General features: G+C 59.6%; 15 protein-coding genes. 5 read left to right on the top strand and 10 right to left on the bottom strand.

Annotated elements, in window-relative coordinates:
* Positions 1-21 precede the first annotated feature (21 nt).
* A complete protein-coding gene (locus HMPREF2879_RS05710) occupies positions 22-1,440 on the top strand; it encodes an NAD(P)H-quinone dehydrogenase (RefSeq protein ID WP_049358705.1) in 1,419 nt (472 codons plus the stop codon).
* 155 nt (positions 1,441-1,595) lie between these two features.
* On the opposite strand, the gene HMPREF2879_RS05705 is transcribed toward HMPREF2879_RS05710, so the two are convergent.
* From HMPREF2879_RS05705 to HMPREF2879_RS05690, 4 genes are all read right to left on the bottom strand, one after another.
* Positions 1,596-2,996 (bottom strand): MFS transporter, encoded by a 1,401-nt coding sequence (locus tag HMPREF2879_RS05705; protein ID WP_070635007.1) that lies wholly within the window; start codon positions 2,994-2,996, stop codon positions 1,596-1,598.
* Between the two features lie 388 nt (positions 2,997-3,384).
* A complete protein-coding gene (locus tag HMPREF2879_RS05700) occupies positions 3,385-5,205 on the bottom strand; it encodes an acetyl/propionyl/methylcrotonyl-CoA carboxylase subunit alpha (RefSeq protein ID WP_049358701.1) in 1,821 nt (606 codons plus the stop codon).
* Positions 5,206-5,355: 150 nt separating this feature from the next.
* Positions 5,356-6,069, bottom strand: coding sequence for a Maf family protein (locus HMPREF2879_RS05695; protein ID WP_070635006.1), 714 nt, complete (start codon positions 6,067-6,069; stop codon positions 5,356-5,358).
* 424 nt (positions 6,070-6,493) lie between these two features.
* A complete protein-coding gene (locus HMPREF2879_RS05690; RefSeq protein ID WP_049327968.1) occupies positions 6,494-7,903 on the bottom strand; it encodes a dicarboxylate/amino acid:cation symporter in 1,410 nt (469 codons plus the stop codon).
* 384 nt (positions 7,904-8,287) lie between these two features.
* Between HMPREF2879_RS05690 and HMPREF2879_RS05685 the strand changes: the two genes are divergently transcribed.
* A complete protein-coding gene (locus tag HMPREF2879_RS05685; RefSeq protein WP_044150695.1) occupies positions 8,288-9,229 on the top strand; it encodes a hypothetical protein in 942 nt (313 codons plus the stop codon).
* A gap of 100 nt (positions 9,230-9,329) precedes the next feature.
* On the top strand, positions 9,330-10,622 hold the full coding sequence (locus tag HMPREF2879_RS05680; RefSeq protein WP_070635005.1) for a glutathionylspermidine synthase family protein: 1,293 nt from the start codon (positions 9,330-9,332) through the stop codon (positions 10,620-10,622).
* 190 nt (positions 10,623-10,812) lie between these two features.
* Here the strand turns inward: HMPREF2879_RS05680 and HMPREF2879_RS05675 are convergent, their stop codons facing one another.
* From HMPREF2879_RS05675 to HMPREF2879_RS05650, 6 genes are all read right to left on the bottom strand, one after another.
* Entirely contained in the window at positions 10,813-12,573 is a 1,761-nt protein-coding gene (locus HMPREF2879_RS05675; RefSeq protein WP_049358767.1) for a DUF885 domain-containing protein, read from the bottom strand.
* Between the two features lie 232 nt (positions 12,574-12,805).
* Positions 12,806-15,277, bottom strand: coding sequence for a restriction endonuclease (locus HMPREF2879_RS05670; protein WP_070635004.1), 2,472 nt, complete (start codon positions 15,275-15,277; stop codon positions 12,806-12,808).
* 473 nt (positions 15,278-15,750) lie between these two features.
* Positions 15,751-16,839 (bottom strand): restriction endonuclease, encoded by a 1,089-nt coding sequence (locus tag HMPREF2879_RS05665; protein WP_070507799.1) that lies wholly within the window; start codon positions 16,837-16,839, stop codon positions 15,751-15,753.
* 298 nt (positions 16,840-17,137) lie between these two features.
* Positions 17,138-17,551, bottom strand: coding sequence for an acyl-CoA carboxylase subunit epsilon (locus tag HMPREF2879_RS05660; RefSeq protein ID WP_246822915.1), 414 nt, complete (start codon positions 17,549-17,551; stop codon positions 17,138-17,140).
* A gap of 66 nt (positions 17,552-17,617) precedes the next feature.
* Complete coding sequence (locus HMPREF2879_RS05655) at positions 17,618-19,219, bottom strand: acyl-CoA carboxylase subunit beta (RefSeq protein WP_070635002.1); 1,602 nt, start codon at positions 19,217-19,219, stop codon at positions 17,618-17,620.
* Positions 19,220-19,531: 312 nt separating this feature from the next.
* The gene (locus tag HMPREF2879_RS05650) at positions 19,532-19,813 is read right to left on the bottom strand and encodes a YciI family protein (protein WP_049341641.1); all 282 of its coding nucleotides are present in this window, start codon (positions 19,811-19,813) and stop codon (positions 19,532-19,534) included.
* A 231-nt stretch (positions 19,814-20,044) separates the two neighbouring features.
* Between HMPREF2879_RS05650 and HMPREF2879_RS05645 the strand changes: the two genes are divergently transcribed.
* Positions 20,045-21,001, top strand: coding sequence for a biotin--[acetyl-CoA-carboxylase] ligase (locus tag HMPREF2879_RS05645; protein WP_070635001.1), 957 nt, complete (start codon positions 20,045-20,047; stop codon positions 20,999-21,001).
* Between the two features lie 121 nt (positions 21,002-21,122).
* Complete coding sequence (locus HMPREF2879_RS05640; protein ID WP_070635000.1) at positions 21,123-21,611, top strand: PH domain-containing protein; 489 nt, start codon at positions 21,123-21,125, stop codon at positions 21,609-21,611.
* The last annotated feature ends 268 nt before the right edge of the window (positions 21,612-21,879 follow it).

The following is a 21,879-nucleotide window of genomic DNA, read 5'->3' as shown; positions in this document are numbered from 1 at the left end:
GGCATAGCTCACAATTAAGGCATGACTTCAAAGGTGAACTACGCATCTCAGCGAATTGTAATTATCGGTGGTGGCCCCGGCGGCTACGAGGCAGCGATGGTGGCTGCCGCATCCAACGCGGACGTGACTCTGATTGAGCGTAATGCCATTGGTGGCTCCGCCGTTCTGACTGACGTTGTGCCCTCTAAGACCCTAATCGCTACGGCGGATATGATGACCCGCTTCTCCGAGGCCGGTAGCCTGGGCATTGAAAATACGAAGGGTAAGGCTCCGCAGCTTCGTGTTGATATGGACCGTGTGAACCGCCGAGTCCGCGACCTGGCTCAGCAGCAGTCTGCCGACATTAAGCGCGCCCTGGCTTCTGCAGGAGTGAAGATTATTCACGGTACCGGTAAGCTCCTGGACCGCCACACCGTTCAGGTGACCGATGAAGCTGGTCTGGTCTACCCCCTGCAGGCGGACTTTGTGATGCTGTCGGTGGGTACGCATCCGCGCGAAATGGCGACCGGTATGCCTGATGGCGAGCGCATCCTGACCTGGACTCAGCTGTACAACCTCTCCGAAGTTCCCGAGGAACTGATTGTGATTGGTTCGGGTGTGACCGGTGCGGAGTTCGCTTCGGCATATAACGGTCTGGGGTCTAAGGTTACGCTGGTGTCTTCGCGTGACCGTGTGCTTCCCGGTGAGGACGAGGACGCAGCTCGCGTGCTGGAGGACGTCTTTGAGCGTCGCGGCGTGCGAGTGATGCCGCGTTCCCGTGCGGCTGCTGTTGAGCGTACTGAGGACGGCTCAGGTGTCATCGTGACCCTGTCCGATGGCCGTAAGGTCTCTGGCACTCACTGCCTGGTGGCTATTGGTTCGATTCCGAACACTGAGGATTTGGGCTTGGAAGCTGCCGGTGTGGAGCAGACCCCGAGCGGCCATATTAAGGTGGACGGCGTGTCCCGCACGAGCGTGAACAGCATTTACGCCGCTGGCGACTGCACGGGCGTGTACCCGCTGGCTTCCGTGGCTGCAATGCAGGGCCGTATCGCTATGGCGCACATCCTCGGTGATGCGGTGCGCCCGCTGCGTACCGATAAGGTTGCCGCAAATATCTTCACCTCCCCGGAAATTGCGACCGTGGGTGTGAGCGAGAAGGATCTTGCTGAGGGCGCGTACCGTGGCGATGCGGTGACCCTGCAGTTGAGCACCAACCCGCGCGCGAAGATGATGGCGATGCGCGATGGCTTCGTGAAGATTTTTGCTCGCCGCCACTCCGGCACCGTCATTGGTGGTGTGGTGGTTGGTCAGCGTGCTTCCGAGCTGATTTACCCCATTGCCCTGGCGGTGGAGAAGAAGCTCGCGGTGGATGACCTGGCGGATACTTTCACGGTCTACCCCTCGCTCTCTGGCTCTATTGCTGAGGCGGCACGCAAGCTGCACACTCGCGGTCTGTAAGGCTCAAAACCTGTTAGGTGCTGAGCCGAGCGTTCCCCGCCTGGTGCAGTATCCCGGAACAGTATAAAAGCGGTGGGGGTCGCCTCCTGAATCTAAGAAATTCAGGAGGCGACCCCCACCGCTTTGCCGTAGAGACGCGTTAGCTACTCGAAGCTTTACTTCGTGGTGCTGACGGCGTTCATGTCCACGTCACGGGTTTCGTGAGTGAGCAGGATGAAGACAACGCTCAGGATCGAGGCGAACGCCAGGTAGCCGCCCACGGCACCCACACCGTAGGAGGTGTTCAGCCAAACAGCCACGAACGGGGTCAGCGCCGCACCGAGGATGGACGCCACGTTGTAGGCGATACCGCTGGCGGTGTAACGCACGTTGGTGGGGTACAGCTCCGGCAGGTATGCGGACATGGAGCCGAAAGACAGACCCATCAGACACATACCGATAAAGATGAAGAGGGTAACTACAGCGGCGTTTGCGTTCGCGCCGGTACCAACAACGGAGGGGGAGATGAACAGACCGAAGGACAGACCGAAGACAGCCATCGCGATGGTGGTCCACAGCTGCTGGGTGCGGCGGCCGTACTTATCAGCTAGCCAACCCGAGATCGGGATGAAGATTGCGAAGCCGATGATGGAAATCAGCTGAATAATCAGGAACTCGCGGTAGGGGATAGCCAGGCCGCCCTTATCAGCCTTGCCGATACCGTAGGAGAGAACCCAAGCGGTCATCAGGTAGAACAGAACGTAGCACGCCACCATGATGAAGGTGCCCTGAATCATGGGCCACCAAGCGACCTTGAACGCCTCAACGAGCGGGGTCTTCACCTTCTCGTTGTTAGCGGCAGCCTTGGCGAAGACGGGGGTCTCCTCTAGCTTGAAACGCACGTACAGGCCGACAGCAACCATCACGATGGACAGCAGGAACGGAATACGCCAACCCCAAATGAGGAAGGGGTGATCAAGGTTCTTGCCGTCGGTTGCGGAGTTGAAGGAAATCCAGCTGGTCAGCAACAGCATGAAGCCGTTCGCAAGCACGAAGCCGATGGGTGCACCCAGCTGAGGCCACATGGCGGCGCGGGCGCGCTTGCCGTCCTCAGCATATTCGCTCGCGAGCAGTGCCGCACCGGACCATTCGCCGCCCAGGCCCAAGCCCTGGCAGAAACGCATAATGGTCAGCATGGCCGGTGCCCACAGACCAATCTGGTGATAGGTGGGCAGCAGGCCGATGATGAAGGTCGCCAGACCCATGGTCAGTAGCGCACCAACGAGGGTTGCTTTACGACCGATCTTGTCGCCGAAGTGACCGAAGATTACGGAACCGAGGGGGCGGGCAATGAAGGCGACGCCGAAGGTCGCGAAGGAAGCCAGAAGCTCGGTGGTTGCGTCCTTCGCGGGGAAGAACAGCACAGGGAACACCGCCACTGCTGCGGTGGCGTAAATGTAGAAATCGTAGAACTCGATGGTGGTACCAACGAGCGAGGCGAGAATAACTCGACTGCGAGGAGTCGTATTCTTCACCGATGCAGCAGACACTTTCGTGTCGGGTGCAGAGGTGCTCATAAGGAAAACTCCCGAAATGGTGAACTGTGTGTACAGGTGGAGCCGGGGCGTCCGTTACCGGTCAGCGCGTGAGGCGGGTGTGCCGTAGGCGCGTATCGGGTGCCGTGACCGCACCGGGTGGGTGCGGTGGGCGTAGGAATCTGAAAGGCTCCTCTAAAGTGCAACATTATAACTCTGTTCAGAAAAACCCAAACAAATACAGCCACTATCTGGACGCGAACACAAGGGTTAGCGGCGTAAATCCCACCTAAACAGGCAAGAGCGGACATAGAAAATCCCCCGGAAAGATACGAGACATGACCTCATACCCCTCCGGGGGATTCGTATAGCCTATAGCGCTCGCAGTCGCGAGACCGCGGTATCGAGACCTCAGTATCGAGGCGAAGCGTTACTTAATGGTCGCCAGCACCGCACCGGAGGTGACGGTATCGCCGGCCTTAGCTGACAGTCCCGAAACCTTACCCGCCTTGTGCGCGGTAATGGGCTGCTCCATCTTCATCGCCTCCAGCACCAGAATCAGGTCGCCCTCAGCGACGGTGTCGCCGTCAGAAGCCGCTACCTTCACGATGGTGCCCTGCATGGGGCTGGTCAGCTCGTCGCCGCCACCCTTTGCCGCGCTACGTGCCGAACGGGACTTGCGGGTCTTGGACGCGGGCTTAGCGGCAGGCTTAGCGCCACCGCCCAGCTCGGGCAGGGACACCTCCATGCGCTTGCCGTTGACCTCAACGACCACGGTGGTGCGCTCGTCCTCATCGGAATCCACGCTGCCGGGCGCACCGGAGTACATGGGGATGGTGTTGTTGAACTCGGTCTCAATCCAGCGGGTGTGCACCTTGAACTCGCCGCCCTCAGCCGGTGCGAAGGCGGGGTCATCCAGCACGACGCGGTGGAACGGGACGACGGTGGGCATGCCCTCAATGGTCAGCTCAGCCAGGGCACGGCGGGCACGCTGCAGAGCCTGCTCACGATCTGCGCCGGTAACAATGAGCTTAGCCAGCATGGAGTCGAAGTTGCCGCCGATAACGTCGCCAGCCACGAAGCCAGAATCCCATCGAACACCGGGGCCGGTGGGCACGGTCAGCTTCTCGATGGTGCCGGGGGCGGGCATGAAGGAACGGCCCGCATCCTCACCGTTAATACGGAACTCGAAGGAGTGACCACGCAGAACCGGGTCCTTCTCCTCAATCTTCTCGCCGCGGGCAATACGGAACTGCTCACGAACCAGGTCCAGACCGGAAATCTCCTCGGAGACGGGGTGCTCCACCTGCAGACGAGTGTTGACCTCAAGGAAGGAAATGGTGCCGTCGGTGCCGACCAGGAACTCACAGGTGCCGGCACCCTGGTAGCCAGCCTCGCGCAGAATCGCGCGGGACGCCTCATACAGGCGCTCGTTCTGCTCATCGCTCAGGTAGGGGGCAGGTGCCTCCTCAATGAGCTTCTGGTTGCGGCGCTGCAGGGAGCAGTCACGGGTGGAAACCACCACAACGTTGCCGTGCGCATCCGCCAGGCACTGGGTCTCAACATGGCGGGGCGAATCCAGGAAGCGCTCGATGAAGCACTCACCGCGACCGAACGCCGCGGTAGCCTCACGAACAGCGGACTCGTACATCTCAACAATGCTCTCGCGGTCGCGCGCCACCTTAATGCCGCGGCCACCGCCACCAAATGCGGCCTTCACCGCAATGGGCAGACCGTGCTCATCCGCGAAGGCAACAACCTCATCGGCGGACTTGACCGGGTCCTTGGTGCCGGGCACCAGGGGAGCGCCCACCTTCTGCGCGATGTGGCGTGCCGCCACCTTATCGCCCAGCTGGGTAATGGACTCGGGGGAGGGGCCAATCCAGGTCAGACCCGCGTCGATGCACTTCTGAGCGAACTGCGCGTTCTCAGAGAGGAAACCGTAGCCGGGGTGCACGGCGTCAGCGCCGGAGCGGATAGCAATCTCAATGAGCTTATCCATCACCAGGTAGGACTGCGCCGCAGTGGCACCGCCGAGAGCGTAGGCTTCATCGGCGAGCTTTACGTGCTGGGCGTCGCGGTCGGGGTCAGCGTAGACGGCGACGGTCTGCAGACCCTCATCGCGGGCTGCGCGAATCACGCGGACAGCAATTTCACCGCGGTTAGCGATCAGAATCTTGCTGACCGGGCCGGTGTGACGGCCGGGGACTGCAGTAAATTTCTTGGCGGCTTCTGCCTGGTGCTGAGTCACTTAAAGCTCTCCTTTAATCTCCTGCTCCAAGGATACATCGGCAGGATTGGCGAATATAACGCGCATCATACTGTTCTATCTTATCGATTGGTGTTCAACAATGTGTATTTCAGGGCGCGCTTTGAGACAGATTTATACTGTGGGTTGGTTCTAATTCTCTTCCTCGGGCGGTAGCCACAACTCGGTCACCGTTACTTCGCGGCGGCGCAGCATATCGCGTAGTGCGTGGATGGACAGGCCCACCACCGTGTGGAACTCACCCTCAATACCGCGAATAAACGCCGAACCGTAACCGTCCAGGGTGAAGGATCCCGCCACCCAGAGCGGCTCACCGGTAGCAATGTACGCCTCGATTTCTTCGGGGCTGAGCTCATCAAAGTGGACGGTGGCGCTGCGCAGTTCGGAAACGGTAGGCAGGTCGGAAGCAACAGGCAGTGCGGCGCCCGGCTCAATACCGCGTAAATCCACGAGCGCGTGACCGGTATGCAGTACGCCGTAGTTGCCGCTCATCGCACTGATGCGCTCGCGTGCCGCCTCCGCCGTGTGGGGCTTGCCGTAGGCGACTCCCTCAAACTCGAAGACCGAATCGCATCCCAGAACCAGCGCATCGCGCACACCCTCGGCGGCAAGTTCAGCGGCAACTGCCTGCGCCTTCAACTGCGCCAGCAGGGAGGCGGTTTCAGCCGGGGTGAGTCCCGCACGTCCCTGCGCTCGCGCCTGTTCGTTGGCGGTAGCGAGCGCGGCGTCCTCATCTACGGAGGAGACTCGCACCGTGAATGCGATGCGGGAGTCTTCCAGGAGCTTGCGGCGCGCCGGGGAGGCGGAGGCAAGAATTAGTCGGGTCGGTGAAGCGCTGGTAGTCATGGGTTCTATTTTAAGCGTTGCCGGAGAGTTTTACTTTCGGGTTTTACTCTGGGGTGCAGATTGAGGGTCACTGGGTGGAAGCCTCCGCCGGTGCGTCAGCGTTGAACACGGGTCCTTGGCCTAATCTGGGGGGCGTAACCTGGGGGCGGAGCATCGAGCTCGAAAGGCATAAAACCGGCGGGCATAAAAAAGAGCGTGTCCCATCCCCCTCAACCACGTAGGAGATGGAACACGCCGTTCAAAATCATAACTCTTCTCAAGAATTAAAGAAAAGAAGAATCAATCGTGACGTTTTTATGACGTTTGACAAATGTATTTTGCCCATGCTGAGGGCATGGGGGGGGGGAGAGAGAGAAGCTGCACGGCGCTAAGCGGTACCGCCTAGCGCCGTGTGTGTGAGCCTTTGCCAGATTAGCTTGCCAGATTAGCGGCGTACCGCGTCCTCCACCTCGTGAAGTCGCTGGGCCTCGCCGGCGATGCGCTCATCGTAGAATTCCTGAGCCACGAAGCCGCCCTCCGAACGGGGAGCGTTGTAGAGCTCCTCATCCAAGATGCCCTCGCGGCGAGCCACAATCGCGGGAACCAGAGCCTGACCGGCAACGTTCAGAGCGGTACGACCCATGTCAACGATCGGGTCAATCGCCAGGAGCAGACCCACGCCGTCCAGCGGCAGACCCAGAGTGGAAAGGGTCAGGGTCAGCATTACGATAGCGCCGGTTGTGCCAGCGGTCGCAGCCGAGCCGAGCACGGACACCATCACGATCAGCAGGTACTGGGTGAAGTCCAGCTGAATACCGTAGAACTGAGCCACGAAAATTGCGGCAAGAGCCGGGTAAACCGAAGCGCAGCCGTCCATCTTGGTGGTCGCACCCAGGGGAACCGCGAAGGATGCGTAGGCGCGGGGAACGCCCAGGTTGCGTTCGGCAACGGTCTGGGTCATCGGCATCGAACCCATCGAGGAGCGGGAAACGAAGCCCAGCTGAAGCGCTGGCCACACGCCCGAGAAGTACTGTCGGACCGACAGACCGTTCGCCCGAACAATAATCGGGTAGACCACCAGGAAGACCAGAAGCAGACCAATGTAGAGGGCGATAACGAACGCGACCAGCGAACCCATCGACGCCCAACCGTACGCGAACACAGCCTTAGCAATCAGACCCACGGTGCCCAGCGGTGCCAGGCGAATAATCCACCACAGAATCTTCTGAATAATCGCCAGGGCGCTCTTGACCACGTCAATGAACGGCTTGGCAGCCTCGCCAACCTTCAGCGCGGCAATGCCGACCGCGCCGGAAATGACCAGGATCTGCAGCACGTTGAAGGACGCCGAGGCGGTGATGCCGGAATCACCGGACTTAGCGCTGACACCCAGACCCAGGAAGTTCACCGGAATCAGACCGGTCAGGAACGCGGTCCACGAACCGGTCGAGCCAGTGTACGCCTTGCCCTGCACCTGCGCACCCACGCCCGGCTGAACGATCAGGCCCATCGCAATACCAATGAGCACCGCGAAGAACGCGGTAATCGCAAACCAGATGAGCGTGTTAACCGCCAGGCGTGCCGCGTTCGTCACCTGCGACAGGTTAGAGATGGAGGCGACCACGGCGGTGAAAATCAGCGGAACAACGGCCGCCTTCAGCAGAGTGACGTACGAGGAGCCGATGGTATCCAAGGTCACCATGAGCCAGTTGGGGTTGCTCTTCGCGTCCCCACCCAGTGCGAGGGCGAGCGCGCCGAGAACAATACCCAGAATGAGTGAGGCAATGATTTGGTTGCCGAAAGAAGTAGCCCACTTGGGCAGACGTGAACGAGATGATGCATGCGGTGTAGACATGTGGCATACTCTAAAACTTTTGTGCACTCGGGCGCGAGTTTGTGTGAAGAAGTGTTTCAACCAGGCGCAGGGCAGGGCAGATGTGACGAATCGTGACCATCCGGTAGGCCCGCCTGCAAGCGAGCGTAACGGCAGTTTGTTGAGGTAGGTAGAGGCAGATATTTAAGGGGGAATCATCGCAAAAGCAAACAGAAAGGAAACAACTGCGCAACATGCGGGGAAGCTTGCTGAGATTTTGCCGTCAGCTAATAAGCCGAAAGCTAGAGCTTGATATGCTGGAATCACACCGATAGTCCGGCGAAAGTCGCCGGATGATGCTGTACCCACTCAGCTTCATATACGCGTTGAGCAATACGCCACGCACCACCTTTCAAGGAGAGATGCATGAGTTCTGCTCCCCAATACCCCGGCGGAACCACCACCCCCAACGGCCCGAAGAAGCCCGGCAACCGCATGGAAGCAGTCGCCAACTTTGCTACCCGCGCCGCACAGACCTCTGCCCAGCAGACCCTGAACCTGGGCGCGACCCGCCCCGGCATCGCCAAGATGATTGCCGTAGCGGGCGCTGGCGTGCTGCTGGTTGGCGGTGGCATCTTCGCCTACAACTCCATGCACCAGGAAGAGAACGCGTTCCTGTCGCAGGGCGAAGAGTACGCCCGCGTCTGCCAGGATGCGAAGACCGGCCTGCGCGTGGAAGATAGCGAATGTGAGAAGGCAGGCGTTCAGGAGCCGACCGACTCATCCAGCAGCGATTCCTCGGGCTCCTCGAACTCGTCGGGTTCCTCTAGTTCCTCCGGATCTTCTGGGTCTTCGGGCACTTCTGGTTCGACCACCACTCACAATAATTCGAATGCGTTCCTCTGGTACTACCTAGGTCGCCAGAGTGCCGCAAACTCCACCGGCACCCCCACGGTTCCGGGTGTGGGCACTAAGCTCTCCGGAGGCAGCACCACCCGCCCCAGCAACGGCACCGTCTACAGCGGCGTGTCCTCCAAGGGCGGTAGTTTCGAAGACTCCTACCGTAGTGCGAAGAAGTCCTCCACTGTCTCCTCGGGTAAGGTGACCAGCACCAATAACTCCGGTAAGACCTCTTCGGTGCGTAATAAGACCACTGGCTCGGTCTCCAGCGGTAAGCAGGGCACCAGCAATAGCGGTAGCACCGGCTCCTACAGCAAGTCGAACACCTCCAAATCGGGTTCGTCCTCCAAGTCGGGTTCGTCCTCGAAGTCCGGTTCTTCGTCCAAGTCTGGCTCTTCCTCGAAGTCAGGTAGCAAGGGCGGTTTCGGTGGCGGCTCGAAGTCCGGTGGCGGTACCTCCGGCGGCTAAGCCATAAGCCATCACACTGAATGCGGGCAGGGACTGAACGGTCCCGCCCGCATTTTCCTCACTATTTTCCAATCACTACTTCGAAGGAGCCTAGCCCCTCATGCGCCGTGAAGAATTTCCCGTCGGCCGACCCGACTGGGAGAACGTCATCATTGAGGAAGGCCTCACCTACAGCGTGGACGGCCCCCACGACACCGACCACTATTGGAACGAATACGCCGCCTACATTTTCAGCCCGCAAGAAATGGACTCTGTGCGCGCCCAGGCGGAAGAAATGCACCGCATGTGCCTGGAAACCGTCGAGTACATTGCCTCCGGCGCGTTCGGCACCCTCGGTCTGCCCCAGGCGGCGTTCAACCTCGCCGTAGAATCCTGGAACCGCCGCGACGCCGACTTCTACGGACGCTTCGACTTCACCTACTCGGGGGTGCCCGGCGACCCGATGAAGCTGCTCGAATACAATGCAGACACCCCCACCGGCATCGTGGAGGCGGCAGTCAGCCAGAAAACCTGGGCGAAAGACCAACGCCTCGATACCCGCGGCTACGCCCACTGGGGTGAAATCGGCGAAGCCTTCACCAACCGTTGGCGCCACATCTTCGCAGCCGAAATTGCCGCTGGCGTGCAGCCCGTACTGCACCTGGCGCACGTGAGCCCCGAGATTGACGAGAACAACGAGGACTACAACAACCTCTGGCTCATCGCCTACTCGGCGCAGCAGGCGGGCATCAAAACCCACATGATTCCCATCGACGAAGTCATCTTCAACGAGGACACCAAGAGCTGGGAAGACGCCTACGGACGCGCCATCACCAACCTCTTCAAGCTCTACCCCTGGGAAGACCTGGTCACCGACAGCGAAGCAGGCTACGACAAGCTCCTCTTCGCCTACCATGACTCCATGCAGCGCTGGATTGAGCCGGCGTGGAAGATGTTCCTCTCCAATAAGCTGCTGCTTGCCGCGCTCTGGGATAAGTACCCCGGCCACCCGAACCTCGTACCCACCTACGCGGGTCACCGCGGCGGCATGCGCAACTGGGTTCGCAAACCCATCTTCGGACGCGAAGGCGACGGCGTAGAAATCTACGCCCCCGACTACGACGTCTTCATCAAGCCCGAAGACGACGACTTCTTCGCCAACGCCCCCGAAAGCGAATTCATCTACCAGGAGTACATCCCGGCACCGCGCTACGAAGGCATTATCAACCCGGTCAGCCACCCCATTCTCGGCGTGTGGGTGGTCGACGGACGCACCGTAGGCGTGGGCATCCGCGAATCGAATGGCGCGCTCACCGACTACTGGTGCCGCTTTGCCCCGCACCTGGTGGATCTGAACGACTCCACCGGCATGGGATTCGGCACCATGGACCCCGGTGCCGCAAACTTCGGATAGCCTTCAGAAGACATAGCCCCCAGAAGATATATCCTGCAGAAGACACGAAAATACAGCGAAGCCCCCGCATCAGCCGCAAAGCTGAAGCGGGGGCTTCATCTATAGAGTTCCTAATCTCAAGGCTCTAGTTCAGGGACTCCAGTTCAGAGACTCTAGAAAACCACTCGACGAGGAGCGAGCAGACTAGAGGCTACTCGTCATCGTCCTCATCGTCGTCATCCTCAGTGTCCAGAGGGAGCATCATCTCATCGGTCAGAGCGCGGCGCAGAGTGTCCAGACCCACCGAACCGAGCAGAAGCGCACGCGTGTGGAATGCACGCATGTCATCGCCGCGGCGCAGAGCCTGATCGCGCAGCTCCAGCCAGAGGCGCTCGCCAATCTTGTAGCTCGGAGCCTGACCCGGCCAACCCAGGTAACGCAGGAACTCGAAACGCAAGTGGCCCTCGGACTCGTCCAGGTTCAGCTTCAAGAACTCGTAACCCAGCTCAGAAGTCCAGATGGTGCCCGGCTCAACGCCCAGCTGCTCAGCCCACTCGGCGGGAATCGGCATCTCGCAGTGAACACCAATATCGAAGACCACGCGGGCGGCGCGCATACGCTGAGCGTTCAGCATACCCATGCGGTCACCCGGATCCTTCAGGTAGCCCAGTTCCTCCATGAGGCGCTCGGCGTACAGCGCCCAGCCCTCACCGTGACCGGAAACCCACAGCATGTTCGTGCGCCAGGAGTTCATGGTGCCCTTCAGAGCCGTGGCGATAGCAATCTGCAGGTGGTGGCCCGGAACACCCTCGTGGTACACGGTGGAGGTTTCACGCCAGGTAGTGAACGTGTCCTCACCCTCGGGAACCGACCACCACATGCGGCCCGGACGCGAGAAATCGGGGGAGGGGCCGGTGTAGTAAATACCACCCTCGTTCGTGGGCGCAATGCAACACTCAATGCGGCGCATGGGGCCGCCAATTTCAAAGTGAGTATCCGCCAGGTTCTCCACCGCGGCGTCGGCGAGCTTCTGCATCCACGCCTTCAGCTCATCGGTGCCGTGCAGCTGACGTGCCGGATCCTCATCGAGCAGCTGCTTCGCACGCTCAATGCTTGCGCCCGGCTCAATCTCCTCGGCAACCTCACGCTGACGAGCAATAATGCTCTCCAGCTCCTTCACGCCCCAGGCGTAGGTCTCGTCCAGGTCAATGGTGGTGCCCAGGAACGAACGGGAGTGCAGGCTGTACGCCTTACGGCCCACAGCGTCGCGGGAGGGAGCGACCGGCTGCAGCTTCTCCACCAGGTAGCTGTTGAGGCGGCGGTAGCCTTCCTTCGCAGCCTCGGCACCGGCGGCAGCCTCATCCTTCAGGGCGGGGACAGCCTCGGCGACCTCAGCCGCCAAATCATCAAAGAAACCACCGGGAGCGTAGTACGCGGCGGTCTGCTCAATGACAATATCCACCTGGCGGCGCGGGGCAACCTTACCCTCTTCACGAGCCGCCTCAAGAGTCTGGATGTATCCCTCCAGTGCCTCGGTGACGCGGTGCATACGCCCAACAATATGCTCCCAATCCTGCTGGGTGTTGCGCTTCATCAGGTCGAAGACCGAGCGCACTTCCTGCGGGACGGACGCAATATTGTTCAGCTGCCAGCCGCCAAAACCAGCCTTGTACTGCTTGCGGTACAGGCTCAGACGCTCCTGCAGAGCATCCAGGGTGACCAGGTCAACGTCATCAATAGGCAGGACGTTATCGACCTTCTTCAAAGTCTTCTTCGCAAGGCGCGCAAAAGCCTTCTCGCCGGCGGGCGAGTAATCGGGGTACAGGGTCTCTACGCCCTTACGACCAAGCTCGGTTGCATGGACGGGGTTCAGGTCGAGGACCTTTTCAAAGTATTCGTTAGCAATCTGATCGACGTCGGTCAGCGAGCGCTTCAATCGGTAGATGCTGGGAAGTTCCTGGTAAGTGCTCATGTTCATATCCTAACGCAGGGGTGTGCCTCCAACCACGATTTTCGGTGATTTAGCTCGCTTAAACCGGCAATATTACGGGCTGAGCGGCACCGAACACGACGAAAAGGGCTCACCTGTGGACAACTCACCGGGGCGCAGGCGCGAAAATGCCCCGGCTTTCTCCCACCTGAACGTGCAGGAGAGAGAAAACCGGGGCATACCCAAGATGGGCTAAAAGCTGCTAGCTGGTGACTTAGCCGGCGAAGTATTCACCGTTCAGCTCCAGCAGACCGTTTGCGCTCTCGACCACGCCGAGGCGGTGCGCAATGAGGCGGTCCTGCAGCTCATCGCCGGACACCAAATCCACCAGAATGTTCGGGTACTTGGTCGAGCAGCGGATGAACTCGTCGTACGCCTCATCGCTGAACGCCGCGTTCGTGATGAAGGTGCCGAGCTGACCGCCGCGGGCGTGAATCGCCAGGAAGAACGCGGTAATATCCTGCGGCTGAACGCTCGCGGACAGCACACCGTTCGCTACCGGGCGCAGAGTACGCACGTAGAATGCGCGTTCTTTTTCACCGGTGGCGGGAGTTGCCACACCATCTACGCCCTGAGCCTCCAGAGCCTCCACCGTGTAGCCGCGCATCAGGAACAGATCGAAACCAATGCTGCGGAAACGCTCCTCAGACACCTGAGCCAGCGCCGGAGCCAGCGCCTCGCGGCGGAAGACCTGACGGTAACGCTTCAGAGCCTCACGCACCTGCGCGGCAGCCACCTGCAGCGCGGTCGAGGACTCAGCAGCCGAAACAGCCGGAGCGGAAACAACCGGCTGGGCAGGAGCCGCGGCGGGTGTAGAAACAGCGGGCGCAGAAACAGCAGGAGCGGGCACGGCAGGCTGGGCGGTAGCCGCAGCGACCGGTGCCGCCGGAACCTCAGCGGGTGCCTGGGCAGTAGTCGCCTGGGTAGGAGCCGCTACCGGCGAACCAGCCGGACGCGCCAACAGCGCCGGAGAAGCACCCGGCACCGGAGCCAACGGCTCACGACCCTCACGGGCCGCCAGACGAGCCTGACGCTCCGTCGCGCGCGCCTCCTTAGCAGCCTGAAGAGCCTCCTCACGAGCCTGCAGTTCAGCGGCAATATCCTGAGGCAGCTTGTGCTTGAGCGACTGCGGCGGTAGCGGCGCCATGCGGGCGGTCACCGCCTCCGGAGCACCCTCCGGGAATCGCTTGAGCAGCTCCTTACCCGCCTCGCTCAGCTCGTAACGCTCCGGGTTCTTGCGGGAAGTACGACCGGTACCCTCACGCAGAGCATCCAGGTAGCGCTCGCCCTTCAGCACGTGCATCGCCACCGAATAGCGGTTACGCAGACGCGGGGTCAGCTTATAACGGTGCGGAGCAATCTCACCCTGCAGGTACGGGATATCCAGGGCGAGCTTCAACTCATCGTAGATGTCGTAGTAGGAGATACGCGGGTTCTCCTCCACGAGCTTCAGAATCGGGTACAGCAACTGATGCGGGTACGGCAGAGCATCCACCGCTGCAGGATCCAGCAGAGCCGAAGCCACCAGCTTCTGAACGCTCGGCTCAACCATCTGCGCCAAAGCCGGTGCAAACGCAGGACCCAGCGAGTAGACGGTCTCACGCTCGGACAGGTAGTGGTGGGCGATCAGCACATCGTAGAGGTAATCCTGCGCGTCAATCTGCACAAAATAGGGGTTCGAGGACGCCTGCTGAATGCGCTCGTCGCGGTCAAAGACCTGCTCCAGGCTCGGAAGGCTCAGCTCCACATCGGCGCCGTGGTCGTTGAGAGTATCGAGCAGAAGAACGCCCATATGGGTCAGCAGAGCATCGGTTGCGGCAATATCCTCAGCGGTAATCGAGGTGCCCTCATCCTTCACCAGCGCCAGTACGGAGCTCAGCTCGCTTGCGGGCACGCCGGTCTCCTCGTGACGAGCCACCAGCTCCTTCGCAGACGGGGACAGCGAGTACAGCGTCAGCGGCGAATCCGTGTGCTCGTGAATGGTCTTGGTGCGCAGGTAGCCCTCACGGGTCAGCAGGCTCAACGCCTGAGCAATCACCGGCTCCACGATGCGCTGCTCCAGATACGACAGACCGTACCAACCCTGCACGAAACCGCACTCACGCAGCACCAGCTCGCGAATCTTCACGGGCGCCGCCGCAGGGTAGGACGGGGTAACGCTCAGGACAATGGGCAGAAGCTCACGCACCGTAATGTGCGAGAGCAGAACCGGGTAGAACTGCTTCAGATAGTGCAGGTACACGCCGCTCTGCAGAGGCAGAACCGGCAGAAGAGCCTGCGCCTGCTGTTCCTTCGGGGTACCCAAAAGCTCACGGCCAGCCTCGCTGAGGGTGTAGTGCAGGTTGCCCGGATGCAACTGGCTGAGGGACACCTCAAGATAATCAGCATTGACCAGCGCCGCAATCAGCTTATTGAGTGCCTCACGGAAGAGGACATTGTCACCGACCGCAATGAAACGCTGAGTCATGTTGAAACCCAGGTCCACGCCAACCGGGGTGTACATATCGGGGAAGAAAACCTTCTCGCCACGATCCTGCGCGCGCTCAAAATGGCGGAGCAGAGAGAAAGCCGCCGCAATGCTGAGAGTGCGTGCTTCCTCGGGTAGAGCCTCCCACGAGGTTTCCTGCTGCAAAGAGTGCAATTCGGAATGATCGATATGGAGCATTGTTTTATTCACAAAAGCCACGCCGGGCTCCTTATCTAGTGTTATTTATCGTGCAGGCGTTCTTCATAAAGTGCAGTCATGCGAACGGGAAAATAATCACGAAAGTGAGCGGCACCATCTTTATTTTTGGGCCGGCACTTTGAAATCCCGCAGTGAAGAGAAGCGAAGAGAAGCAGGGTAGGTAGTTTTTTCTCAACCCGTCCCGCTTACGCACCGTCTTCAACGACGAACACTTCAGAAAAGAACGCTATAAATTGGGGTGAAGTGTCTAGACCGTCACGGGTATATTCACTTCGTGAAATAATGCGAAGAATATATAACGCATTACCTTCATTATTGTATCGGCTGGTTCGAGAAATAACCTAGATTTCTAAAACCAGCCGATATGTGAAAAATATCCTCAAGGAAAAGTGAAAATACATTAAGTGAAATGACGTGGGAAATGCGCGAAGACCAGAGACATTCAGAGGAAAATACTTACCCCAAGCCCCCGGTTACTCCAATCCGCGAGCAAAATACTCCTCGTCAATGCGGTAACCGCACTCGCCCTCACCATCAAGAACACCCACACGGTGACGAATCATCAGCTCCACCAACTGGTGTCGATCAACCAGCGCAATATTGCGAGCGCCGGGCAAACCCTGCAAATACTCGGGAACCGGATGCGCAAAAGCACCGCAGGTCACCAAAACACCCTGCAGGCCGCCGTGCAGAAGCACTGCACCGGCAAGCTTCTGAATCTCGTTGGGGGTGACCTTCATAGTTCCGCAATAATGCTTCACCTGAATATAAATCGGCGCGAAATCCAGGCCATCAGAATAGCGGGCAATAACGTCAACACCCTTATCATCAGCACCGCCGGTTACCTCGGTGTTAAAACCAAGAGCCGTAAAAATATCGGCAACAATCTGCTCAAAATATTCTGGCGTCACCGCGTGAATATGCTGAATCAAATCCTGCGTAAAATGCTCCGCGAACTCAGCCTGAGCGTGAATCACCGGCGAATCGCTGGCACGCAAAATAATATCCAGAGGTGACTGACCGGCGGGCCAGGACCCCGCAGCCTCCGCAGAATTCAAAGCATGCGCAAGATGCGCCGCGCCGGTTGCCTCATAAGCAGCGGTGGCGGCATCAGCATGATCAGCGCCTGAGAAATGCGGCAGAGCATGAAGGACGCCGGTATCAGGAGTGCCAAAAATGAGGCGATGCTCCTCCTGCGCATTCTCCAGTAGCGCGTTCGCCTGCTTCTTCAGCTTCTTCACGCTTTTTGCCGTCAAACTCTGAGAGCACAACGCCTGCACCTGCTTCACCACACGCGGCGGCACCGAACCGTGCAGATGCGGGGTGCAGGTCAGCTCGGCGCCCAGGGGAGTGAGCAGGTACTTCCTCTTCTCCCACGGGGTCAAACGAGGCATAAGCTGGGCATAACGAAGTGCCACCAAGATTTTCAAGGTGGTACGCACAGCCACCGCAAAATCGGTGGATTCAAGAGCCGGTAGGTTCTTCTTCGACCCCAATGCCTTAGTCTGCTGCCGCAACTGCTCGCTAACATAGGCGGCGGTGCGGGGCACAGTCTTCGACAAGCGCCGTAGCGTCGGCAACAGAAGCGTGATATAGACATCCGGTGGGGGCCTATGGTTTTTATTCAGCATCTTTGCCATGGTCCCTGCCAATTTACTAACACTATTGTGATGGTATATACATCGTAGCATCAGGGCGTATCATCATCGCTTTATCGTTTCTAATATGACAAAACCGCAAGAACCAGCGCATTAGATGTTCAATAACGCAATATAAATCTTGAATTTGAGGCAAAACAATATATTCCCGTCACACCGGCTGGCGTGACGGGAATATAAGAAGCATAGTTAGCAGCCCGCATTACATGGGGCGAGCGCGCCTCCACGAACCGGGGCCGGGACGCAACGAAACACCCAGGCGCTGACCGCGGTTCAGGATGCGCGAAGCGGCACCCACCAGCAAGTTCTGCTCCTGCTTTGCGGCGCTCGCCTGCATCATCGCAACCACAGCGGTGAGGGCGGCAATCTCCTCCGGAGTGGGGGAGCCCTTAACCACCTTCAGTAGAGGCTCCTGCTCAGCGTCAGTATCTACCGAAGGCTGAGCAGAATCCTTCGCGGTGCTGGGAGCGGTATCCGCGCGCGCAGAAGAACTGGCGGAAGAGGTAGCACGGGAAGACCCGCGCTCAAGCTGCTCGGCGCTCTCAGCAGCCTCCGAACTATCCTTCTTCTTGCCGAACGAGAAATAACTCAGCGGGTTGTAGCCTGCCAAAGGCACGCCTCCTTAGAAAACCTAAAATCCTGGGAATGCCCGCGCCACAAGCGGCGCGGGCACAGCGGAAGCCTACAGCGGGATGTTGCCGTGCTTCTTTGCCGGGGTTGCCGCACGCTTATCGTGCAGGGCACGCAGCGAAGAAATAATGCGCACGCGAGTCTCGCTCGGGGCAATCACCTCGTCAATGTAACCCAACTCGGCAGCCTGGTACGGGTTCAGCAGCTCTTCCTCATACTTGGTGATCAGCTCAGCGCGGCGAGCCTCAACATCGCCACCCTCAGCTGCCAGAGCCGCCAGCTCACGACGGTACAGAATATTCACCGCACCCTGAGCGCCCATCACACCAATCTGAGCGGTGGGCCACGCCAGGTTAATATCGGCACCCAGCTTCTTCGAACCCATCACAATGTACGCACCGCCGTACGCCTTACGGGTAATGACGGTAACCAGCGGAACGGTCGCCTCCGCGTAAGCGTAGAGTAGCTTAGCGCCGCGGCGAATAATGCCGTTGAACTCCTGATCGGTGCCGGGCAGGAAGCCGGGAACATCCACAAAAGTCAGAATCGGAATGTTGAACGCATCGCAATGACGCACGAAGCGGGCAGCCTTCTCGGATGCAGAAATGTCCAGGCAGCCGGCGAACTGCATCGGCTGGTTCGCCACAATACCGACCGTGCGGCCCTCAACGCGGGCGTAACCAATCATCACGTTCGGGGCGTACAGCGCCTGCATCTCCAGGAAGTGGCCGTCATCGACCACGGACTCAATGACCGCGCGCATGTCATAAGGCTGGTTTGCCGAATCCGGGATGAGAGTATCCAAATCCAAATCGTCTACGGTTACCACGGGCTCCTGGTCATGCTCCAGGGGCAGGGGCTCGGCAAGGTTGTTCGAGGGCAGGAACTCGAGGAGCTCACGCACAAAGTCGAAAGCGTCTTCCTCATCCTCAGCCAGGTAGGTGCTGGTGCCGGTCACAGAGTTGTGCTGACGCGCACCGCCCAGGGTTTCCATGTCCACATCCTCACCGGTCACGGTCTTAATGACGTCCGGGCCGGTGATGAACATGTGCGAAGTCTTATCCACCATGATGATGTAGTCAGTCAGAGCGGGGGAGTACGCGGCACCGCCAGCGCAGGGGCCCATAATGACAGAAATCTGCGGAACCACACCGGAGGCGCGCACGTTCATGCGGAAAATATCGGCAAACATCGCCAGGGAAGCCACGCCCTCCTGAATACGGGCGCCACCACCATCGTTAATGCCGATAACCGGGCAGCCGTTCTTCAGAGCGAACTTCTGCACCTTCACAATCTTCTCGCCGTTCACCTGCGAGAGAGAACCACCGTAAACGGTGAAGTCCTGCGAATACACGGCAACCAGGCGACCGTCCACGGTGCCGTAACCGGAGACCAAACCGTCACCCAGAGGCTTCTTCGCCTCCATGCCGAATGCGGTGGTGCGGTGGCGGGCGAGGGCGTCAAACTCTACGAAAGAACCCTCGTCCAGAAGCATGTCGATGCGCTCGCGGGCGGTGTTCTTGCCGCGTGCGTGCTGCTTCTCAATAGCTGCCTCACCGCTGGGCGCGAAGCTGCGCTCTCGACGTGCATAAAAATCAGCGAGCTTACCGGCGGTGGTGCTCAAGTCAAAATCCTGCTGGAGGTTCTCGGACATTATTCCTCGTTCCTGCTCCACCCGATTGTCGGGAGCCAGTGGTTGCGGTGATAGGGTGCTCAGGTGCCCCGAAGAGCACTCTTGAACAATGTGCATATCTTTCAACTATAGTGCGAACTAGCGCACATATGCCAGATGAGAAGCCAGAATATCAACACTAGATACACTTTTATGCACGCACCGCCCGCAATGATGCGCGAAGAGCGCTGAAGAGGCATCTAGAGCGCAGAGACACGATGCAGAAAACCCCCTCTCGCGCCGGCAATCCATACCAGCGAAAAGGGGGTTCAAGCTACTTTAGCTTTGCGAAATTTAGATGGTGCCCAGGACCGGGTTCCACTCGGTGATGGTGTGAGACAGAACCGCGCCACCAATGTTCATAGGGTCGCCAGCAACCAGCTTCTCAGCTGCCTCAACGGAGTCGACCTTTGCAATCAGCAGAGCGCCAGCGGGGGTCTCGCCGTCCAGCAGGGGACCGGAAACGATCAGGTTGCCCGCCTCAATCTGCGAACCAAGGTACTCGCGGTGAGCCGGACGGTACTTCGCCTGCTCCTCGGGAGCTGCGTAAACATAAGTAATTGCGTAATAAGCCATAGCGGTCTTCTTTCGAGCAGGGCGGAGGAACCTCCGCAGCCGGTCGGTGCTTGATGCACCCTCACTGTCTAATGTACCGTCTCGGGCACCGGGCGGGCATCACCGGCGGCAAGAAATTGATATGGTGAGAAACCAGTGCGACTCGGTAGAAGCTGGCAGGTTTCGACGGTGAGCTGAAAGAGGGTCGGCATACTGCAGAGTAGTTTCGGACAGAGTGGAAAGGCGCAAGCTATGGAGAAGAACATGCACATCGAGAGCGATCATTCGGTTTTGGATGCGCCGCGCATCCGCACCATCGCAATGGAAACCGGGTACTGTAGCGTCAACCTCTACGATGAAGTCGACTCCACCACCACCCGCGCCCGCGAACTACTCATGGACGGCACCGACCCCGAACGCGAACAGCTCGGCGAGCTCTCCGTCTACGCCAGCCTCTACCAAAGCGCCGGACGCGGCCGCCTCGCCCGAGCCTGGACCGCCCCTCCCGGGGCCTGCCTCGCCGCAAGTATCGTGGTGCGCCCGCACGCCTCCACAGACCCTCTCGCCCGAGAACTACCCGAAGACAGCTACCACTGGCTGACCCTCATCGCCGGGCTCAGCGTGGTCGATATTTGGCGCAGCTACGGCGTGGATGCCGCCCTCAAATGGCCCAATGACGTCATCGCGCAGGGGGCTAAGGGCTGCGGAATCCTCGCCCAGCTCGTTCCCGAAAGCGGCTCCACCGAGGGGCAGCGCAGCATCATTGTGGGTATCGGCCAGAACACGAACATGTCCGCTGAACAGCTGCCCGTACCCACCGCCACCAGCCTGAGCCTGTGCACCGGTGCCGTGGTTGACTCCTCCGAGGTGCTCACCCGACTCTTGAGCATCTTCGCCCGCCGCTACCGCGCCTTCGTGCGCGCCGGCGGTGACCCCGAACGCCCCGACCCCCTCAACCCCGACCCCCTCAACCCACAGAGCATCAGCCTGCTCGACCAGGCACGCGCCTCCACCGCAACCCTCGGAGCCAGCGTGCGCATGAGCCTGCCCGACGGAAGCACCGTAGATGGCATTGCCGAAGACCTCGACGGGCAGGGGCGCATCCTCATTCGCCGCGAGGACGGAACCATAGAGCCCTACGCGGTGGGCGATATTGAGCATCTTCGCCCCGCCAACGGTAGCTACGGAGATTTTCAGCAGGCACACTAGAACCAACCCCTAAAATTTCAGCCCATAAAATTTCTGCCCAGCACGGAAACTGCATCAACCCACACCACCTCAACCGGCGCCTCCAGCCGGAATATAACAACCAGCACAGCTAAGGAACACCATGCGCCTGCGCGGAAAACTCAACCCCGGTGAGCATGTCATCATCGCCACCCGACAGCACTACGGTGCTCTGCTGCCCGCGCTCGCCTACCTGCTGGTTGCTATCGCCGCCTCAACCTTTGCCTCCACGGCACGGTCCTCACCGATTCTGTGGACTCTCGGCATGATGTGTGCGGTTGGTACCGTTCTCGGAGCGGTGCGTACCGCATGGCGTTGGGCAACTACCTCCTACCTGCTGACCACGCACCGGCTCGTGGTTCGCCGTGGCGTGATGACCCGAACCGGAGACGAATCCCTCTACTTGGATTCCATGGGGGAGCGCTGGGTAAAACAACGCGGACCGGGTGCCTGGTTGGGCTATGGGTCCGTGTATGTGGTCTGCCGCGGAGCGCACCACCGTCTGACCTATGTTCCTGAACCCAAGCGTTTTGAAAAAGAAATTAAATCCGCTCGACGCGACTACTACGCCCTGCGTTCCCGCTATATCTAGCCCTCTCTGGGGTGCGTCCGCCCACTATAAGGAGGGTGGACCGGTTGGCTCAGAGCCTAACCCGGCGCCTAAATCTGCCGAAAAAATGCGGATTAGAGTATTCTTAAATGTGAATTACTCCACTAAAATATCTTTGGGTGCGGGCGCTTTGACGCCCAAAACACCGCAGTGGGGGGTATATTAACAAGGCGCTATACAGTGAAGCAGTGCACAATCGACGCACGGCACACGCCAGCGCATCCGCACGACAGAACAGATGATCCGGCAG

The organism is Rothia sp. HMSC069C04, from assembly GCF_001812895.1.
Taxonomy (GTDB): domain Bacteria; phylum Actinomycetota; class Actinomycetes; order Actinomycetales; family Micrococcaceae; genus Rothia.
The sequence above is the reverse complement of the archived record's forward strand: the minus strand, read 5'-3'. Positions and strand labels throughout refer to the sequence as shown.

What these genes read in the sequence shown, in the direction of transcription:
- HMPREF2879_RS05650 (WP_049341641.1), bottom strand. Translation starts at nt 19,813, where the DNA reads ATGGCTTATTACGCAATTACTTATGTTTACGCAGCTCCCGAGGAGCAG.
- HMPREF2879_RS05640 (WP_070635000.1), top strand. Translation starts at nt 21,123, where the DNA reads ATGCGCCTGCGCGGAAAACTCAACCCCGGTGAGCATGTCATCATCGCC.
- HMPREF2879_RS05645 (WP_070635001.1), top strand. Translation starts at nt 20,045, where the DNA reads ATGGAGAAGAACATGCACATCGAGAGCGATCATTCGGTTTTGGATGCG.
- HMPREF2879_RS05705 (WP_070635007.1), bottom strand. Translation starts at nt 2,996, where the DNA reads ATGAGCACCTCTGCACCCGACACGAAAGTGTCTGCTGCATCGGTGAAG.
- HMPREF2879_RS05685 (WP_044150695.1), top strand. Translation starts at nt 8,288, where the DNA reads ATGAGTTCTGCTCCCCAATACCCCGGCGGAACCACCACCCCCAACGGC.
- HMPREF2879_RS05695 (WP_070635006.1), bottom strand. Translation starts at nt 6,069, where the DNA reads ATGACTACCAGCGCTTCACCGACCCGACTAATTCTTGCCTCCGCCTCC.
- HMPREF2879_RS05655 (WP_070635002.1), bottom strand. Translation starts at nt 19,219, where the DNA reads ATGTCCGAGAACCTCCAGCAGGATTTTGACTTGAGCACCACCGCCGGT.
- HMPREF2879_RS05710 (WP_049358705.1), top strand. Translation starts at nt 22, where the DNA reads ATGACTTCAAAGGTGAACTACGCATCTCAGCGAATTGTAATTATCGGT.
- HMPREF2879_RS05680 (WP_070635005.1), top strand. Translation starts at nt 9,330, where the DNA reads ATGCGCCGTGAAGAATTTCCCGTCGGCCGACCCGACTGGGAGAACGTC.
- HMPREF2879_RS05690 (WP_049327968.1), bottom strand. Translation starts at nt 7,903, where the DNA reads ATGTCTACACCGCATGCATCATCTCGTTCACGTCTGCCCAAGTGGGCT.
- HMPREF2879_RS05675 (WP_049358767.1), bottom strand. Translation starts at nt 12,573, where the DNA reads ATGAGCACTTACCAGGAACTTCCCAGCATCTACCGATTGAAGCGCTCG.